At 40.4% G+C, this 18599-nt stretch carries 17 protein-coding genes; 6 read left to right on the top strand and 11 right to left on the bottom strand.

Annotated features, from left to right (window positions below; all coding sequences use genetic code 11):
* The first annotated feature begins 108 nt into the window (after positions 1-108).
* Entirely contained in the window at positions 109-1779 is a 1671-nt protein-coding gene (gene nadB / locus H6G69_RS05080; RefSeq protein WP_190682964.1) for an L-aspartate oxidase, read from the top strand.
* 119 nt (positions 1780-1898) lie between these two features.
* Here nadB and H6G69_RS05075 read toward each other — a convergent pair whose 3' ends face one another.
* The 7 genes from H6G69_RS05075 to btpA all read right to left on the bottom strand — a co-directional run bounded on the left by H6G69_RS05075 (position 1899) and on the right by btpA (position 9175).
* Positions 1899-2159 (bottom strand): hypothetical protein, encoded by a 261-nt coding sequence (locus tag H6G69_RS05075; RefSeq protein WP_190682557.1) that lies wholly within the window; start codon positions 2157-2159, stop codon positions 1899-1901.
* A gap of 186 nt (positions 2160-2345) precedes the next feature.
* On the bottom strand, positions 2346-2471 hold the full coding sequence (locus H6G69_RS34325) for a hypothetical protein (RefSeq protein WP_277883346.1): 126 nt from the start codon (positions 2469-2471) through the stop codon (positions 2346-2348).
* Positions 2472-2945: 474 nt separating this feature from the next.
* On the bottom strand, positions 2946-3458 hold the full coding sequence (locus H6G69_RS05070) for a L,D-transpeptidase (RefSeq protein ID WP_190682554.1): 513 nt from the start codon (positions 3456-3458) through the stop codon (positions 2946-2948).
* Positions 3459-3539: 81 nt separating this feature from the next.
* Positions 3540-4172, bottom strand: a complete 633-nt coding sequence (locus H6G69_RS05065; protein WP_190682551.1) for a bifunctional 4-hydroxy-2-oxoglutarate aldolase/2-dehydro-3-deoxy-phosphogluconate aldolase — start codon at positions 4170-4172, stop codon at positions 3540-3542.
* Positions 4173-4270: 98 nt separating this feature from the next.
* Positions 4271-6469: a CHASE2 domain-containing protein gene (locus H6G69_RS05060; RefSeq protein WP_190682548.1), complete on the bottom strand. Its 2199-nt coding sequence runs from the start codon at positions 6467-6469 to the stop codon at positions 4271-4273.
* Positions 6470-7241: 772 nt separating this feature from the next.
* A complete protein-coding gene (locus tag H6G69_RS05055) occupies positions 7242-8225 on the bottom strand; it encodes a vitamin K epoxide reductase family protein (protein WP_190682546.1) in 984 nt (327 codons plus the stop codon).
* A gap of 101 nt (positions 8226-8326) precedes the next feature.
* Positions 8327-9175: a photosystem I biogenesis protein BtpA gene (gene btpA, locus H6G69_RS05050; protein ID WP_190682543.1), complete on the bottom strand. Its 849-nt coding sequence runs from the start codon at positions 9173-9175 to the stop codon at positions 8327-8329.
* 653 nt (positions 9176-9828) lie between these two features.
* Here btpA and rimO point away from each other — a divergent pair.
* The 4 genes from rimO to H6G69_RS05030 all read left to right on the top strand — a co-directional run bounded on the left by rimO (position 9829) and on the right by H6G69_RS05030 (position 14116).
* Positions 9829-11154: a 30S ribosomal protein S12 methylthiotransferase RimO gene (gene rimO / locus H6G69_RS05045; protein ID WP_190682540.1), complete on the top strand. Its 1326-nt coding sequence runs from the start codon at positions 9829-9831 to the stop codon at positions 11152-11154.
* A 54-nt stretch (positions 11155-11208) separates the two neighbouring features.
* The gene (locus H6G69_RS05040) at positions 11209-12735 is read left to right on the top strand and encodes a DEAD/DEAH box helicase (RefSeq protein WP_190682537.1); all 1527 of its coding nucleotides are present in this window, start codon (positions 11209-11211) and stop codon (positions 12733-12735) included.
* A gap of 127 nt (positions 12736-12862) precedes the next feature.
* Positions 12863-13423: a Uma2 family endonuclease gene (locus H6G69_RS05035; protein ID WP_190682534.1), complete on the top strand. Its 561-nt coding sequence runs from the start codon at positions 12863-12865 to the stop codon at positions 13421-13423.
* A gap of 81 nt (positions 13424-13504) precedes the next feature.
* Positions 13505-14116, top strand: a complete 612-nt coding sequence (locus H6G69_RS05030; protein WP_190682531.1) for a Uma2 family endonuclease — start codon at positions 13505-13507, stop codon at positions 14114-14116.
* On the opposite strand, the gene H6G69_RS05025 is transcribed toward H6G69_RS05030, so the two are convergent.
* The 4 genes from H6G69_RS05025 to H6G69_RS05010 form a co-directional block, all read right to left on the bottom strand.
* Positions 14113-15087 (bottom strand): aldo/keto reductase, encoded by a 975-nt coding sequence (locus H6G69_RS05025; protein ID WP_190682528.1) that lies wholly within the window; start codon positions 15085-15087, stop codon positions 14113-14115. The genes H6G69_RS05030 and H6G69_RS05025 overlap by 4 nt on opposite strands.
* Positions 15088-15386: 299 nt before the next feature.
* Positions 15387-15824 (bottom strand): type II toxin-antitoxin system VapC family toxin, encoded by a 438-nt coding sequence (locus H6G69_RS05020; protein ID WP_190682525.1) that lies wholly within the window; start codon positions 15822-15824, stop codon positions 15387-15389.
* A 36-nt stretch (positions 15825-15860) separates the two neighbouring features.
* Positions 15861-16202 (bottom strand): hypothetical protein, encoded by a 342-nt coding sequence (locus H6G69_RS05015; RefSeq protein ID WP_190682523.1) that lies wholly within the window; start codon positions 16200-16202, stop codon positions 15861-15863.
* Positions 16203-16341: 139 nt separating this feature from the next.
* On the bottom strand, positions 16342-18147 hold the full coding sequence (locus tag H6G69_RS05010; protein ID WP_199335740.1) for a PmeII family type II restriction endonuclease: 1806 nt from the start codon (positions 18145-18147) through the stop codon (positions 16342-16344).
* Between the two features lie 114 nt (positions 18148-18261).
* Between H6G69_RS05010 and H6G69_RS05005 the strand changes: the two genes are divergently transcribed.
* On the top strand, positions 18262-18444 hold the full coding sequence (locus H6G69_RS05005; RefSeq protein ID WP_190682520.1) for a hypothetical protein: 183 nt from the start codon (positions 18262-18264) through the stop codon (positions 18442-18444).
* Positions 18445-18599 lie beyond the last annotated feature (155 nt).

Below are 18599 nucleotides of genomic sequence, written 5' to 3'. Positions count from 1 at the left end.
GTGGTTATTTTCATCAAACAAAGTCCAAACTGAAAAATGCTCAATGCCGCAGATTTATCTGTGGTATCAATCTAAAATCCCAAATCCCAAATCCAAAATTCCTTGACCTTGCCTGAAATCGAAATTCCCCGCCAATTTGATGTTTTAGTAGTCGGTGCTGGCGCAGCTGGATTATATACAGCCCTGTGTTTGCCAGAATCGTTGCAAGTCGGCTTGATTACCAAAGAAACAGTAACTTTATCAGCGAGTGATTGGGCGCAAGGTGGTATTGCAGCTGCGATCGCCCCAGAAGATTCGCCACAACTGCACATTGAAGATACAATTCAAGCTGGTGCAGGTCTGTGCGATCGGCAAGCTGTGGAATTCTTAGCGCAACACGCCCCTAGTTGTATTCAATCTTTGGTAAATTTGGGCGTAGCTTTTGACCGTCACGGTAACGCCCTAGCTTTAACTTTAGAAGCAGCCCACTCGCGTAATCGCGTTCTGCACGCTGCTGACACCACAGGTCGAGAAGTCACCACAACCTTAACCGCGCAAGTATTACAACGACAGAACATTCAAGTTATTCAGCAAGCTTTAGCCTTGAGTTTGTGGTTAGAACCGCAAACAGGTCGCTGTCAAGGAATTAGTTTGTTTTATCAAGGTCAAATTACTTGGGTAAGAGCAAAAGCCGTAGTTTTAGCCACTGGTGGTGGTGGTCAAGTTTTTGCCCAAACTACTAACCCTGCTGTCAGTACAGGCGATGGTGTAGCGATCGCTTGGCGGGCTGGGGCAATTGTCAGAGATTTAGAATTTGTCCAATTTCATCCTACAGCCTTAACTAAGCCTGGAGCCGATCGCTTTTTAATTAGTGAAGCTGTCAGAGGCGAAGGCGCGCATCTTGTTGACCATACAGGGCGGCGGTTCGCGTTTGACTATCACCCCGCAGGCGAACTGGCTCCTAGAGATGTAGTCAGTCGTGCCATTTTTAACCATTTACAACTTACAGCCGTCGATCCAGCGACAGCTAATGTCTGGCTAGATATGCGTCCTATCCCCCCAGAAAAAATTCGCCATCGCTTTCCGAATATCATTAAGGTTTGCCAGCGTTGGGGAATTGATGTCTTTAATGAGCCAATTCCGGTTGCGCCTGCGGCTCATTATTGGATGGGTGGTATTCTTACTGATTTACAGAATTGCACAAATATTCCGGGTTTATACGCAGTCGGTGAAACTGCCAGTACTGGAGTACATGGTGCGAATCGTCTAGCTAGTAATTCATTGTTGGAATGTATTGTCTTTGGCGCACAAATGGCAAATCTGCAACTAGCAGAAGTTGAACTGGTCGCACAAACAGCAGAAATCCCTTGGCGTGAGTTTAGTTTAAATGTGGATGAAGAGCCAAACCAACAAGCCCAGCTAGAAGCATTGCGCGAGAAGTTACCCCGTTTAGTTTGGCAAAGTGCCGGGATTTGTCGGCAACAGTCACGATTAATCGAAGCGATCGCTACTATTGAATCTTGGCAGCAAGATTTTGCTATTTTACCTTTAAGTCAATTCTTACTTTCTTTACGTGCCAACGAATCTGTAAAATTGACCATCCCAGATGTAGAACGACAGTTAAGACTTTGGGCAGAAACTCGGAATTTGTTAGATGTAGCTTATTTAATTCTCAAAAGTGCTGCCTTTAGAACAGAAAGCCGTGGTGGACACTACCGCAGCGATTATCCACAACCAAATCCTGATTGGCAAGTTCACACCCTAATCCAAAACCGTGGCTGGGAAAAATCTTCAGTGTAAACCTGTTGAGCAATAGTTTCTTGATGCTACAAGCCCCCAAATTAATCTGTGGGGTCAATCCAAAATCCAAAATTGTGTGACGCTCAGTTTATTTGTAGATGGTTGATGAAACAGTGGGATTAGCGTGTACCACTGCCGTGCTGGCTGTCCGGTCTGCCAAAATTAGGCGGAACATATGTATCATCTTCTCCTTCAAGACTGCTATCAGAATTAGCTAAAAGACTTTGCTCTGCACCAGCCAAGCCTTTGACAACTAGGCTGCTAAATTCACCAGTAGCATCAGCGATCTTAGGAAGGCTTAAGCAGCCACTGACACAGATGATTAAAACAGTTGTGATTCTTAAATTAATGCCCATAAAGCTTTTGTAAAGTTCCTGCATTCTGATTTCATCCAATACTTTTTTTACCTACACAAGGTTCGGTCTTTATTTCTGAAAAAATTAAAATTAAATTAAAGTTTTGCTGGCAAAATACCTATTTGACTGAGATGCTGATACTTGCTGCTAGAAGGCTCAGGACAAATGTTTTCGAGGAAAATCTGCTCAAACTACTATTAAGAAATAAACTTAAATAGCCTTTTCCGACATCAGCCAAAAGTTAGAACTCTCTATTTCCAAAATCAGAGATACTCCTTGAATACCTCTAGGAGATGCCTCGGAAATATATTTTTTTAATAAAATCTTTATATTCATAAGCTGAAATACTCTCTTGACTTGTTAAAAAGTATACACTATTTAGTGGTATTTTCTGAGATAATTTGGGATGAATCAGTATGTTCTAGGAGATAGAGCCTAAAAAGTGACTTTCTCTCAAATTTTTAATTAATTTTTAATTAACTATATTAAGGGTAATTATAAATAAATATAAGTACTGTTACTCATGTATATAAAATTTAAATTTCAAATCAATAACCATAGACAAGCTCCAGCTTAAAAAAGCTGTATGCGGTATGTAATCTATGTTAAAGTTAAGTAAATACTGATTATAGTACATATGCACTAAATAGCATAACATCTCTAGGACTTACGCACCCAGATTATCTGTAGGGACTGGGGTTAGGGGTTAATGGGTATAGGGTGTAAGGCTTTGGATATATACACCCCCATACCCTTGCATCCTTACACCCTTTCCTAAAACCTTAATTTTTCGTTTTCGTAAGTCCTATTTTATTTTTGAATGATGACAGCTGTTCCTAGTGATGCCCAATTGAATAACCATTTAGCATGATTGGGTGCAACATTAATACAACCATGACTGACTGGTGTACCAAATTTCTTATGCCAGTAAGCTCCGTGAATACCGTAGTTACCTTGGTAATACATTGTATAAGGTACATCCGCAACATCATAGTCTCGTCCGCGCATTCGCGCAGATTTGTGCTTAGATTGAATTTTAAAACTACCAATCCGTGTTGGTGTGGACTTTTTGCCTGTAGAAATAGTAATTGCGTAAACAGGTTTACCACCCTCCCAAGCGATGAGCCTTTGGGTGGAAAGTTTAATTTGAATCCAACGCTGGTCTGATTTTTGAAGCGTTTGAACTGTTTGGTTGATTGTATCTTCTGGAGAATTGGCTTTTACTGGACTGATTGCAGTACTCACCACGCTTAAAGATACTGCAACACCTATAATAATTCTAGTGAAATGACCCATTTGGTCAGAATTAATCAGACTTTTCATAATCTATGCACATCTCATGATCGAGCCTAGGGATGTTCCTTTTTACGTTGTAGCCTATGACTCCATTTAGTGTGTATTTTGCTACGCCAATTTTTGTATGAGTTGAGTTGTATGATGGGCGATCGCTTGCCAATTTTCCGCAGCAACGAGTTTTTTCGGAAACAATTCACTACTTAAACCAACCGCCACAGCCCCAACCTCGATAAATTCTGGAGCATTATCTAAAGTGACGCCACCTGTAGGAATTAAGGGAATATGCCCCAAAGGGGCTTGCAAACTCTTGATATAACTAGCTCCTCCTACAGCTTGCACCGGAAAAACCTTCACACAACTAGCCCCTTGATGCCATGCTGTCACAATTTCTGTAGGAGTCAACGCTCCAGGAATCATGGGAATATCTTTGGCTACTGCTGCGTCTATCATTTCAACATCAACATGAGGTGAAAACAAAAATTGCGCTCCGGCAGAGATCGCTTCTTTTAACTGCTGCACATTAAACAGCGTACCTGTACCAATTAGGCAATCAGGTAACTTGACACGTAGTTTAGTGATCAATTCTGCGGCGCGATCGCTATTCCAAGTAATTTCGATGAGATGCATTCCTCCAGATGCTACCGCCATCGCCATCTTCTCTCCTATTTCCATGTTTGATGCACGGATAACAGCGATCGCTCTGTGTTTTCGCAACTGTGTTAACCAAACTTGATTAGGCATTCTGACTTGGACTTAAAACAAGGCGTTGCTAGCTATGTTAGAACATCTCGATATCAAACCCAAAAATCTAGATGTGAGTAAGTTATAACCATCAAACATCAAGCTAGTTCATAGCGATTCTTACCCAAGTGTTTAGCACGGTACATTGCTGCATCTGCTTGTTTAATCAAGCTTTCGGAATCTTGACTGTTGACTGGGTAGATACTAATACCAATGCTGGCAGAAATTTTCGTGGTGTATCCTGCCAATACAATTGGTTCAGTAATACTAGCTAAAATTTTGGTAGCCACCCTAGCCGCTACTTGCACGTTAGGAATTGCCCGTAAAATCACAGTAAATTCATCACCACCTAAGCGTGAGACAGTATCACTACCACGCAAGCAATTACTCAGTCTTTGGGCAACAATCACTAACAGGCGATCGCCCATATCATGCCCTAAAGTATCATTTACTTGTTTAAACCCATCTAAATCAATAAACAATAATCCTAATAACAAATTATTATTTTCTGCCCAATTTAGCGACTCATAAAGTTGTTCAGCAAAGAATTTCCGATTCGATAAACCTGTTAGGGGATCATGATAAGCCAAGTAGCGTAAGTTGTCTTCTTTGAGTTTTAGTTCTGTATTAGAGCGAAATAATTCAGCTGCTGTGCGCTTTAATTCTTCTTCTATTAACTTACGCTGAGTAATATCACGAATTACTCCTACTAAAAATATGTTACCTGCTGCATCTTTGTGGAGCGATCGCTTAGTGGCAATTAAATGAGTTTTACCAGCCGCATCAGTAAATTCTTCTTCATTTTCTTGGGCTTTTTGGGTGAAAAATACTAACTGATCTTGTTGATGAAAAATATCCGCTTCATGTTTGGGAAAAAATTCATAATATGACTTATCAAGTAATACATTGTCAGGATAACCAATAAACTTACAGTAAGCATCATTTAAAACAATCCACTTATGCTGCTCGTTTTTCACAAAAATAGGGTCAGGAATAGAATTGATGACTTGATGTAAAAACTCTCTAGAACGTTTTAACTCTTCTTGCATATAAGCAATGCGAAAAATCATCCAGCCAGATACACAGCTAAAGCTTAGTAATCCAGGAATGACAGGTAGCCACCATCCAGCTAAAAAAGCTAGATAACTAATAATAATTAATATTAATAAACCTAGGAAAAGTCTGGGGAAACTTTTCCTGAATGATTTACTACGACAAATAATTGCTGACCCTATATAAGCACAGGCCAAAATCCCTAAGTTTTCGCAGAATTTTGGCCAAACTTTTAATAAAGGTCGCCCTGTAAGCGCAGATGAAATTAATTCACTAATAAAATAAGCTTGTAGTTCAATCCCGGCAACAGGCTGGGCGGCTTTTAGCATAGTATTAGAGTAGGGAATAAACACAAAATCTTGCAGACTAGGAGCGGTAGACCCAATTAATACAATGCGATCGCGTATCCAACTGATAGGCACTTTATCATCTAGCACATCACTCATAGAAACTGTACGATAACTGCAAAATTCTTGATGAGGTTTTTCACATTCGGGTTTAGGAAAATTAGCGAGAATCTGATAGCCTTTATCATCAGTTCTTACATAACCACCATCATTGCCTTGAAAACGAGTAAATATAGCCTTACCTAATTTTAAATAATCAGAATTATTAGGTGCTTTTTTAGGTTTAATACCTTCCTTTTTTAAATATAGTAAAGCTAATTTGAGAGCAAAACTTTCATATCGTTGATTGTTGAGATGCAAATACAGCAAATTGCGTCTTACTTTCCCATCGATATCATATAGTATGTTGTTAAAACCTGCTTGATTCGGACTCAAATTAAGCGGTGGTAAGACGCGAGTATTGGGGTTATTAGTTAATAATTGAATACCAACTAAGTTTGGCATTGAATGATAAGTTTTAGCTAACTCTTCATGACCTGGATTGACAACTAAATCCCGATAAATATCCAAGCCCACAGCACGAGGTTGATGATTTCGGATTTTTTGTAACAACTGGGCGATTATACTATCTGGAATTGGCCATGAACCTGCTCGATGCAAAGCTGCTTCATCAATAGCTACAATTGTGATGCGATCGTCTGATGGTTCGTTATGACGGAAGCGAAAAAATTGATCTAATCCTGCTAACTCCAAGGACTGCAATATTCCCATAGAACGTAACAGTAAAATGCAGGCTGCAACAGTAAAAGCGACAATCAATTCTTGATATTTTCGACCAAGAGGCTGTTTCAGCTTCAATGCTACCCTAATAAAATGCTTGCCTAGCTGCTTACTCATTCCCATGACCCAGTAGGGAGAAATATTTCTATTTTGTATAGCTATCAACTAGCAAACAAATAACTAGCAAATATAGCTTGTATATCACTGTATTCATTTTTTAAGAAAGTTGTCATTGAAGTGAAGTTAAAGCACCTTCTTTGAAGGATTTTTAACAAATTATTTCTCATCATGACTGATTATTAAGAAAAGTTTGGCTAGTATAGCAATCCTCTTTGATTTCTAAACTAGTTTTTTCGGAAGATCATCGGGAGTAGGAAGTAGATTAGTTGAGAATTTCGATCAAGGCTGCGTAAGTATACATTCGCCTGAATCAGCTTTTGCACATATAAGAAAGTATATTGAGGCCACAGGGAGCAAGAATATCTCCTTGATGTCGTGGCCACTGCCTCCTCCTAAGTGCTGAATTTGCTAGATGCAGATTGAGGATAGATATTATTTATTGACTGTTCACAAAAGTATATTTTCGTTAGCGAAAAAGTGACAAATCTTTTTGTAATAAATTAAAAGAAAAAATATTTATGGTTGTATTTTATTTTCACTTGTCATAGCAAGTAAGTCAGCCTAAATAAGTGTGGTTGGGATCAGGCAGGGTTGAGGAAACAGCCTGATTAAGAGTTTGAGCCTGATTGACAGTTGATTGCTTGGTTCATAAACTTCTTTGAATCATCACTTACCGAAAAATGAGTCAACCAGCTATAAACAATAATTTTAGCCAGTTGACTATTTGAGGAAAATCTTAAAATTTACACAGTCGTCTTGGTGAAAACAATTATTTAAAATACTTAAAATTGGTCGGCCCTGTGTAATTAGTAATTTTGGCTAGTTCTGCTAAATTTTGGACTCCACTGTAAGTTTGACCATTGATAATCCAAGTTGGGAAAGCTTGTATTTTTGCAGCTTTACATAATTCTGGCTGACTTTTAGGGCTATCACCGGCACATTCTATTTTGATATTATCGTTGATAATTTGATAAGCTTCTTTCCCAAAAATTAGTTTCTGTTCGTGGCAGTGAGGACACCAATAAGCAACGTATTCTTTCGCGCCTATTTTAACTAAATGTTTTGCTAAAGCAATTTCCGCATCACCAGAGTTTGTGGTGATTGGCCAACCAAATTCTGGGTTAGGGTTTTCTGTTGGAGTAAAGGTAATTTGTTGTTGTCCGCTAGTTGAATCTGGTGTCGTCCCTGATGTATTCACACCAGCATAAACGCCCAAAGTACCTATTAAAGTTACCATCCCGACAATAATGGCAGTAAAGAAAATTTGCCCAATATCTTCCCAAGAATGGCCAATGAGAGTCAGTAGCAACATACTGGTGGAAAATAAAGCCGAAGCTATGCAGTAGGGACAAATAGCTTTAAGTTGGAAAGCCAGCACATACATTAAGTAACCGCTAAAAACAGTCATAGCGATCGCTCCGGCTAACAATAGCAACCAAGTCCAGCTTTCTATTTGTCGGCGTTGGTTACTGTCCTCAGAGTTCAACACCAAAGGAGCCAAAGCAAATATCACCATACTGAGATAGGCCAAACATCCAAATAAGGCTAATGGCTGACCGAAAACTGTACCCCAAGGGCTGGAAAGTACGTCATTACAACCTTTTGTGCCAGCTTGCGCCAAACAAGCTGCACTGCCTCCTGTTAACTTTTCAATGGTGAGATAGCCTGTGACTAAAGCACCACATCCAGCGATCGCGGCAATTATTAGGCGCGACCATTTATGAATCCAAGGCGTAGAACGGCGGCGAATCATAACTGCGAAGTATGAAGTATAAAGTATGAAGTCTGAAGTATGAAGTGTGAAGTCTGAAGTATATAATTTCTCCCTACTCCCTACTCCCCACTCCCTACTTACTAAGAATGTAACTTTATTTGTTGGACTGATTTGCTTGGGCTTTTGGAGTTCCAAGTGCGATGGGCTGCTTCAACAAATTGACTGACGCGAATCGGATCAATTGGTTGCTCAATGCGACCATGACGTTTTAAGGAACTGGAAACTATCACCCCATCTGCTGCCTGCAACAGTGTAGCAACATTTTCCCAGTCGGCTCCACTACCGATAAATACTGGTGTGCCTTTGGCTGCACCGCTCGCTAGTTCTAAATCTTCCTGAGTAGGAGGACTACCTGTCGCCCAGCCAGATAAAATTACTGCGTCTGCTAAACCTCGTTCAATTGTGTCTTGAACTGCAACTGTGAGATTCGGCGAACTTAAAGGCCGGGCGTGCTTAACTAAAACATCTGCCAAAATTTTGACATCAGAGCCTAATTCTCGGCGATAGCGCAATAATTGATGGGCTTCTCCTTCAATTAATCCTTGGTCGGTGGCCATGACTCCAGTTAGCACATTCACACGGATAAATTGCGCCCGCACACAACTGGCGATCGCAATGGCACTTTTGGCATCATTTCGCAATACATTTAAACCTAGCGGCAAAGTTACTAAATTTTGTATCCTTTGCACCACTACGGTCATAGCACTCACAACTGCGGGATCAACTTGGTTTTTTGTAAACGGCGCATCGAAAAAATTCTCTACAATAATGCCATCTACTCCACCACTGGCAAGGGCTGTTGCTTCTTGTTCAGCACGGTCTATCACGGCTTTTAGGCTACCTCCCCAGCGGGGCGAGGTGGGTAATGGCAGTAGGTGAACTACGCCAATAATTGGTGTACGAGTTTTAAAGGTCTGATATAAGTCCACGTCTTCAAATATTATTCAGAGATCAGGGATTAGGGATTGGATTTTAGGATTAAAATTCACCTATCTCCTATTTTCTCGTCTCACGTCCCTAGTTCCTTGATTAGCATTCATGTGTTCGCTGGTACTGGTTTCACTACCTCCATCTGAAGATGGAATTTGGCATAAAACGTTCCATAAGATATGTTAAGATAAAACCTGGCTACAAGAGGAGTTTGCCACTCACAACACGCAAGGCAACTTCCCGTCGTTTAGGCTTTTCGCCTAAGCGTCAGGGTATTACTGCTTGATTAGGCGTAGTCGCAAGCGCGATTTCCCTGAGGGTAGCGACTTCTCACAACCAGCCTTTTCGGCGGCTTCCCAACGGGTAAATTAACAACGCATACGCTCCGGTAGTGTAAAATACTAACAGGCGAATTGTTAAAAAATATTACAAGTGTCCTATAAAATCAAAGGCACTCCTATTTACCCAAGGAAACAGACTAATAGTAGACATAATCATAGCATGACCGCAAATTATCGAGGTCATCAGTCCACTGACAGTTGTTGATAGTGGCGAAGTTTGCCTGAGCATGATCGGCAAAAAGGCGTGCATCACAAAGAGCGAAGTCATTGCACTTTGTGTGACCAGAAGAAAAAACCTTAGATATGAAAGTATGGGTGAAAAGCCAACAATAGCAATATCTCATTTGGGCTGCGAGAAAAATCGAATTGATACAGAACATATGCTAGGGCTGCTAGTAGAAGCAGGTTATGGCGTAGATACAAACGAAGAGTTAGCAGATTACGTTATCGTTAATACTTGTAGTTTTATTGAAGCAGCAAGAGAAGAATCTGTCAGAACTTTAGTAGAATTGGCAGAGGCTAATAAAAAAATCGTAATAACAGGCTGCATGGCGCAGCATTTCCAAGAGCAATTATTGGAAGAGTTGCCCGAAGCCGTAGCCGTGGTGGGTACAGGTGATTATCACAAAATCGTCAATGTAATCGAGCGAGCCGAACAAGGAGAGCGCGTTAAACAAATTAGCGCCGAACCAACTTATATCGCTGATGAAACCACACCGCGTTACCGCACAACAACAGAGGGTGTTGCCTACCTGAGAGTAGCTGAAGGATGCGATTATCGGTGTGCGTTTTGTATTATTCCGTATCTGCGAGGTAATCAGCGATCGCGTACCATTGAATCAATTGTGGCCGAAGCCGAGCAGTTAGCCAGCCAAGGCGTAAAAGAAATCATTTTGATTTCTCAAATTACTACTAACTACGGATTGGATATTTACGGTAAGCCCAAACTCGCCGAATTACTCCGAGCCTTGGGGAAAGTGGACATACCTTGGATTAGGATGCACTATGCCTATCCCACAGGATTGACCCCAGATGTGATTGCGGCAATCCAAGAAACGCCCAACGTCTTACCTTACTTGGATTTGCCATTGCAACATTCTCATCCAGAGATTCTGCGCTCCATGAACCGTCCCTGGCAAGGGCGAGTCAACAATGAAATTATTGAGCGCATTAAAACTGCACTACCAGAAGCTGTATTACGGACAACCTTGATTGTGGGTTTTCCCGGCGAAACAGAAGAGCATTTTGAGCATCTACTCAACTTTGTGCAGCAGCATGAATTTGACCATGTTGGTGTTTTTACCTTTTCACCAGAGGAAGGAACCCCCGCTTACAGTCTGCCCAATCAGTTACCCCAGGAAATTATGGACGAGCGGCGGCAAAAAATCATGGAACTTCAGCAACCCATTTCTTGGCGGAAAAATCAACAAGAAGTCGGCAAAATCGTTGATGTCCTGATTGAGCAAGAAAATCCTGAAAGTGGGGAATTAATTGGTCGTTCTAGCAGAAGTTCGCCCGAAGTTGATGGTCTGGTTTATGTCACAGGCGCAGCTAAATTAGGAACCATTGTGCCTGTTGCAATTCGCAGTGCTGATACTTATGACCTCTATGGTCAAGTCGCCCTCAGTCACAGATAGATTTCGATTTCCCAATCTAAACAAAAAGTCAAAAAGCAAAATCTAGGAGAGTTGATGAATCTTTCGTTTATTGAACTAGGAATTTCCCAAGAACGCGCTGAACAACTAGAAAAAATTGGTTTTACCGCACCGACTAACATTCAAATCCAAGCTATTCCCCAACTGTTGTCAGGTCGGGATGTAGTAGGACAGTCTCAAACTGGTACAGGCAAAACAGCCGCCTTTTCCCTGCCAATTTTAGAACGGCTGGATGTTAGCCAAAGAGCCGTGCAAGCTTTGGTGTTAACCCCAACCCGTGAATTAGCAATTCAAGTCCATGATGCTGTTAGCCAATTTATTGGTAATAGTGGCTTACGGGCTTTAGCAATTTATGGTGGTCAATCCATTGACCGTCAAATTATGCAGCTCAAACGCGGCGTTCACATTGTTGTTGGTACTCCCGGCCGGGTGATTGACTTGCTAGAGCGCGGTAGCTTGAAATTAGATCAAGTCAAGTGGTTCGTGTTAGATGAAGCCGATGAAATGTTGAGCATGGGCTTTATCGATGATGTTGAGAGAATTTTGTCCCAAGCACCCCAAGAACGGCAAACAGCGTTGTTTTCTGCCACAATGCCCCCGTCAATTCGGATGTTGGTGAACAAGTTTTTGCGATCGCCTGTTACCGTTACTGTTGAGCAACCAAAAGCTGCACCCAACAAAATTAACCAAGTAGCTTACTTAATTCCCCGCCACTGGACAAAAGCCAAAGCATTACAGCCAATTCTGGAAATGGAAGATCCAGAAACAGCCTTAATCTTTGTGCGTACCCGCAGAACTGCGGCAGAACTCACCAACCAACTGCAAGCGGCTGGTCACAGTGTGGATGAATATCACGGTGATTTGTCCCAACAAGCCAGAGAACGGTTATTAACCCGCTTCCGCAATCGCCAAGTGCGCTGGGTAGTCGCCACTGATATTGCTGCACGCGGTTTAGATGTTGACCAACTATCTCACGTCATTAACTACGACTTACCCGATAGCGTAGAAACCTACGTGCATAGAATTGGTCGGACTGGTCGGGCTGGTAAAGAAGGTACAGCCATTACCTTGGTTCAGCCTTTTGAGCGTCGCAAACAGCAATTATTTGAGCGCCATATCCGCCAAAGCTGGCAATTACTGTCCATTCCCACACGGGCGCAAATTGAAGCACGGCACATCAACAAATTGCAAGAACAAGTGAGAGAAGCCCTAAGTGGTGAAAGACTGGCTTCCTTCTTACCCATTGTCAGCGAATTGATTGAACAGTATGATGCTCATGCGATCGCTGCTGCGGCACTGCAACTTGCTTACGATGAAACCCGTCCCGCTTGGTTAAGCTCTGAAGTGGAAGTTCCCGAAGAAGTTCCCGTTGCTAAACCCAAAATTGTGAAGCGCCGTGAATTTTCTGGCGAAAGAAACCGTTCTTGGAACAAGTCAGATGCTAACAACAATGACGAAGGACGCTCCACACCCAAGCCCAAACTACGCTCAGGTCGTCGTGAAGCCCCCGTTTCTGCCAATCAAAAGCTAGGTTCCTCTGGCGCGAGAGAATCTGCCTCTTAAGTAGTGAGTGCTGAGTGCTGAGTGCTAAGTGTTTTGATGTGTACTCAGGACTCATAACTTGCAAAAGTCGCTCACCGTTTCTATCAGCTTGTAGGAACATAGATAAAGATGTATTTTCTGTAGTTTTATGTTCACAATTGCAGATTTAGAGCAGCTACAAGCTGAACATCCAGAATGGCAGATGGAACTGGTAGATGGAAGCATCCTAGTCATGGGGCCATCAGATTATATTTCCGAAGAAATCGGGGCTGAGTTAATTCGCTTACTCGGCAATTGGGTACGTCCACGTAAGCTAGGAAGAGTTACTGGTTCTAGTGCTGGTTTTATTCTGCCTAGCTTGGAAACTAATCATGAAAAACGCAATCTCCGCGCTCCAGATGTGTCCTTTTTGCGTGCTGACAGACTCAAAACTAGCAAGCGCGATTTTGTAGAATTAGTACCTGACTTGATGGTAGAAATTAAATCCAAGTCAGACCGTGTGAAAACATTAGAAGAAAAGATTCAATTATTTTTAGAACTTGGTTGTACTGTTGGGATTTTGATTGATCCAGATGAGTTGATATTAAAAGTTTATCGCCTGAATCAAGCACCAGTAATTTTACAAAATAACGATAAATTGACACTGCCAGATTTACTTCCTGGTTGGGAGCTAACGATATCAGAATTGTGGCCGCCTGTATTTGAATAAGAGGCTAGAGGCTAGGGACTAGGGACTAGAATTTAGAAAGTTAAACAGCAGATAAACTTGCCTTGTGTTGATAAAGTACTTATGACTCAAGCTCTACGCAAAACAGTAACGTTTGCAGAATTCGTCAGTTGGAAACCTGATGGAGAACGCTATGAATTGCACGATGGAGTAGTTGTTAAAATGGCACAACCATTAGGAGGTCATGAAGAGGTTACAGGCTTTTTATCTATACAGTTAGCTGTTCAGTGTTATCAATCACGCCTACCTTATTTGATACCTAAAACAGCATTAGTTAAGCCAATTGATAGCGAGTCTGCCTATTCACCAGATATTTTAATATTAAACCAAGCTAATTTGATGAACGAGCCTTTATGGCAACAAGAATCAACTGTGAGCTATGCAGAATCTATTCCCCTAGTTATTGAGGTCGTAAGTAGTAACTGGCGCGATGATTACTACAAAAAATATGGTGAATATGAGGGAATTGGCATTCGTGAATATTGGATTGTAGATTATTTAGGATTAGCTGCTAAAAAGTTTGTTGGCGAACCGAAACAACCAACTATTTCTATTTATTCGTTAGTTGATGATGAGTACCAAGTGAGACAATTTAGAGGTGATGACTGCATTCAGTCGCCAACATTCCCAGAGTTAAATTTAACTGCAAAACAAATTTTTCAAGCAGGTAGTTAATTCAGCCAAGGACGAGTAATTTTTTCTATTTCTGCGATTTCATCGCTATTTAATTGCCAACCTAAAGCGCCAGCATTTTGTTTGACTTGTTCATCTGTTTTTACCCCAGCGATGGGAATCACATTACCTTGGGCAATTAACCAGTTTAGTGCGACTTGCGCCGGGGTGCGATGACCTACGGTCGATCGTAGACCATCGCGTTTTTCGCCAATCTCGCGTAATAAAGATATCACTGGGGCAATTTTTTCCAAGCCTTCTTTACCAAATTTTGGGTCTATCTTTCTAGCACCGCTTAATTTTTCGAGATTTTCCGGCGTGTATTTACCTGTGAGTAATCCTTGTGCTAAAGGACTGTACGCTAAAATTGTCACACCAAGCTCACGAGCAGTTGCAATAATACCACTACTTTCTACTTGGCGCTTAAATAAAGAATAACGTACTTGGTTGACAGCTAAAGGAACGCCCCTAGCTGCTAATATTTGATGGGCTTCTCGCATTTGGGAGGCTGAGTAATTACTGACACCGACTGCGGCAATTCTGCCTCGCTGCACTTCATCGGCTAAGGTGTTCATCAGTGTTTCTTGACTCAAAAAGAAAGCAAATGGCCAATGCACTTGATACAATTCAATTTTTTCTAGTTGCAGACGTTTGAGGCTTTCTGTTAACGCATCACTCACAGATTGTCCGGTAAATCGCCAAGGCAGAGGGGCGAATTTTGTGGCCACTTGCACAGGTTGGTTTGCCTGTTTGATAAATTGCCCTAAAAATTTTTCTGACAGCCCCATTCCGTAAACTTCTGCGGTGTCAAAAAAAGTAACCCCCGCTTCTAAAGCTGCTGTAAAGGCTGCTTGTAATTGTTCGGGGCCGTAGTCACTGCCATAATTCCAAAACAGTTTATCGCCCCAAGCCCAAGTTCCAATACATAAGGGTGGAACAGTCGGGCCATTTTTGCCTAATGTGATAGTTTCCACGATCGCAATATCTATACATTTACATTTCTTTACTTTTTTAGTGTAGCGTTAAGGACAAAAAGGCGAATAGGGCATTAGATATAGTTAATTAGGCAAAATTTTTCTGTTTTACTGAGAGGATGTTTTAAAAGTTTTGGGCGAATATAATTCGCTACTACACAAACAAAGTCCGCACTTCGACAAGCTCAGTGACCACCTGCGCGGACTAATGAAAAATCAAGAGTTTTGAACCCACGAAGGTGGTTTTTGTCTGTGTAGCCGCGATTTCTAATCGCCAAGGAAAGTAATAAATTAGACTTTTAAAACAACCTCTGAGTCCAATCCTCTAATACCAAGTCGGGAATTTGAGAAAAATCCTTATGGTTACGACTCACCATCACTGCATTTGTCGAAAGAGCGATTGCAGCTATTCGTAAATCTTTTTGTAGTCTTTTCTTATTTAATTGTTGGTTTTCTCTGAGTAACTTTTCATAGTAATTGTAGGCAGAATTGTCAAAGTTAAGTATTCTCACTCCTTTGAAATACTCTTGAGTAGTCCAAAGTTTTGTATAAAGGTTTACTAAATTTTTAGATTCAGTCCGGTCATTAATTTTGACTACCCAACCGTTAAAAATTTCTTGGACTGTGATAATTGTGATAGCCAAATTAGGATAAACTTGAGCAACTTTAGATATGACAGCTTGGTTTCCTTGAAGTAACAGCGAAACATGGTCTGTATCGAGTATATAAAGACTCATCCTACATTTCTCTAGTTAAATTGCACCCTCAGCTATTTAATCTTCATCTACTGCGTTACGTTCTGCTCTAAGACTATCGGCAATTTCAGTAAAATCTGTATCATCTTTAAATACACCTGCAAATTTCATCCAGGGATTTTCTACTTCGTTTTGGGTTAACGAAATTTCTACTGGAATAATTTCTGTCTTTTCCAGACGAGTTGACAAAAGTTTTTTTAATTCTTGTACAGCTTGTTCTTGAGTCGGTGCTTCAATCCGAGTGTTGGGAAATTCCAAGACAGAAGCTATGAAATTTCCTGCATCACTACGTTCTAGTAAGATATGTAAATTTAAATTTCTTGATTGAGATAAATCTGCGGAAGATAAATTGATAACCATATATTTGCATAGAGGAATATTGAAAAATAACTTATTCTTCTACAAAGACTAGTTTAACTCAATCTGTGTTTCTGGAGATGATAGTTACTGCGATCGCTCTCTACTATAATAGACTTTTCTTATTCAGCTTATAACCGTTCTACTCTTCAAAATCCAGCGCATCGGCTAAATCTAGAGGTTCTTCTAAATCTGAATCTCTTGCTTCTAGTTCCAATGTCAACTGTTGAGATATGGGTTCTAATTTAACATCTCCTTTTTTAGAGACATAATCCACCAGCTTAATCCAATCAATACGACCGTTACTAGTAAAATACTGCATAAATTCAAAAGTCATCTCATTAACTTTTGCATCCAGAGTAGACTTAAAAAGTTCATCCTTTTTCTTTGCCTCTTCTCCGATAGGCACAATCATCTCTTGATAAAGGTTGGGATTTTCTGAGATAAATTCCCAAAATTCTTGCCCTGCATATTTAAAATATGTTTTATCAGTATCTACATCTTTCTTTAAAGGATTACTATCTTTGCCATACATACAACCATTAACCGCAATGATATTGCTTGTAACACCTTGTTTGATTAAAAACTGTCTGGCTTTTTTAAAATTGTCTTTCATCTTACTAATTTGGTCAGAATTACCCCAATTAGTACCAGATTTAATTCCTACAATATAATAATTTTCATCCCTGCTAAACTCTAGATCGATACTGTTGAGCTTTGACTTAAAACCACCGTACAAAGTTTCAGCTATATGTATTGCAAAGCCTTCTAACAAATTGCCAAAGATGGTTTCTTCCTGTGAAGAAAGGAATGCAGTAATTATACTATCAACAAAATCTTGGGCGCGTTCAATATTTTTCGCCTTGAATAAATAAGGGTTTTTACGTTTCAGAACATCTTTGAGCCTTAATTTGCTCAACTTCTCAAATCTTTTGTCATAGAAAGGTGTAAGAACGTATCGAATCAAATAATCATGATAAATTTCAGAGTTTGAGCCAGCCACATTTAATTCCTCATGATTTTGATTACTGTTATTTAAAATTTGAGTATGAGAAACTGCCGTTTTAATATTCAGTTCTGCTAATTCACAATATTCTCTTTTAATTTCAATTCCTACATAATTTCTGCCTAGCTCTTTAGCAGCTACGCAAGATGTTCCTGAACCTGCAAAGGGGTCGAGTACTACATCATCTACATCAGTGAATAGCTTGATAAACCATGATGGGAGAGTTTTAGGAAAAGCTGCACTATGATTTTTATTTCCACATTCAGTTGCTAAATGTAAAACATTTGTTGGATAGGCCATTTTCCTTTCTACCCAATTAGAAATATTTTTACCAAATCCACTGTCAACTTTAGAATTATCGCGTCTTTTATCTGTCTCGCTCAAATTCTTGAGCCGGGACTTTGCCCAATCTCCCATAGGAACCATGACAGATTCCTGATACATCTTGAATTTCTTTTGCTTGTTAAAGTGTAAACAACGCTCCCAAGAATCTCGAAAACGATTAGACCATTTGCCAGGATAACTATTTTTTTTATGCCATATATATTCTTCAGTCCATAACCATCCTTGCTGCTGCATTCCTAAAATTAAATTCAACACGTATGAATGTCTTTGACCATCAACAACTTTTTCTTTAATATTAAGAATGAAGGAACCTTCTGGTTCGAGGACTCTTTTTAGTTCTAAAGCTCTTGTGAGAAACCAATTTGTATATTCATCGGGAGAAATTCCTCCATAGGTTTTTTTCCGACTATCAGCGTAGGGAGGCGAGGTGATAATTAAATCAACGCTTGCAGAAGGAAGCTTTTGGAGTACTTCTAAACAATCACCAAGAATCAGCTTGTTTTTCCAGGATTGTGGGTTATTCTGATCTACTAACCCTAACTCCTGAATCAGAATTTCTTCAGATGCCAAGGTAATATCTAGTGCTGCTTCTGCCATTGCCGAACCTATTAAAATGAAATCTTGTTTGACCAAAATATACTAAAGATAAGTATGCAGCACTTTATACTACCTCACAAGATGTATACACACATCATGCACTAGCCCCGACGAATGGAATTCGCGGCTATAAAAACAAAGTCAGCCTATCGCGCTTGCGCTGCGCTTGGCGCACCACGCGGACTAACAGAAAATCCACTGCACGGATATATTGCTATTTTAAGCCTTCTGATTACCACATCAACCCCAGGCGATCGCTTGATTGCAACTACCGCATACCAAAAAATTTATGTTTGATTGTCATAGCCGGAGCGCGATCGCAATATCTATACATTTACATTTCTCTACTTTTTTAGTGTAGCGTTGGTCAATGCTATGTGATAGGCTTAAGCTTTGGGATGATGCTTTATATATTCCTGTAATTCTGCTTCAGTTCATTGCTGATAATTTAT

The sequence above is a fragment of the Nostoc sp. FACHB-110 genome (genome assembly GCF_014697425.1).
Classification (GTDB): Bacteria; Cyanobacteriota; Cyanobacteriia; order Cyanobacteriales; family Nostocaceae; genus Nostoc_B.
Note: the sequence above shows the minus strand (reverse complement) of the source record. Positions and strands in the feature narration are given on the sequence as shown.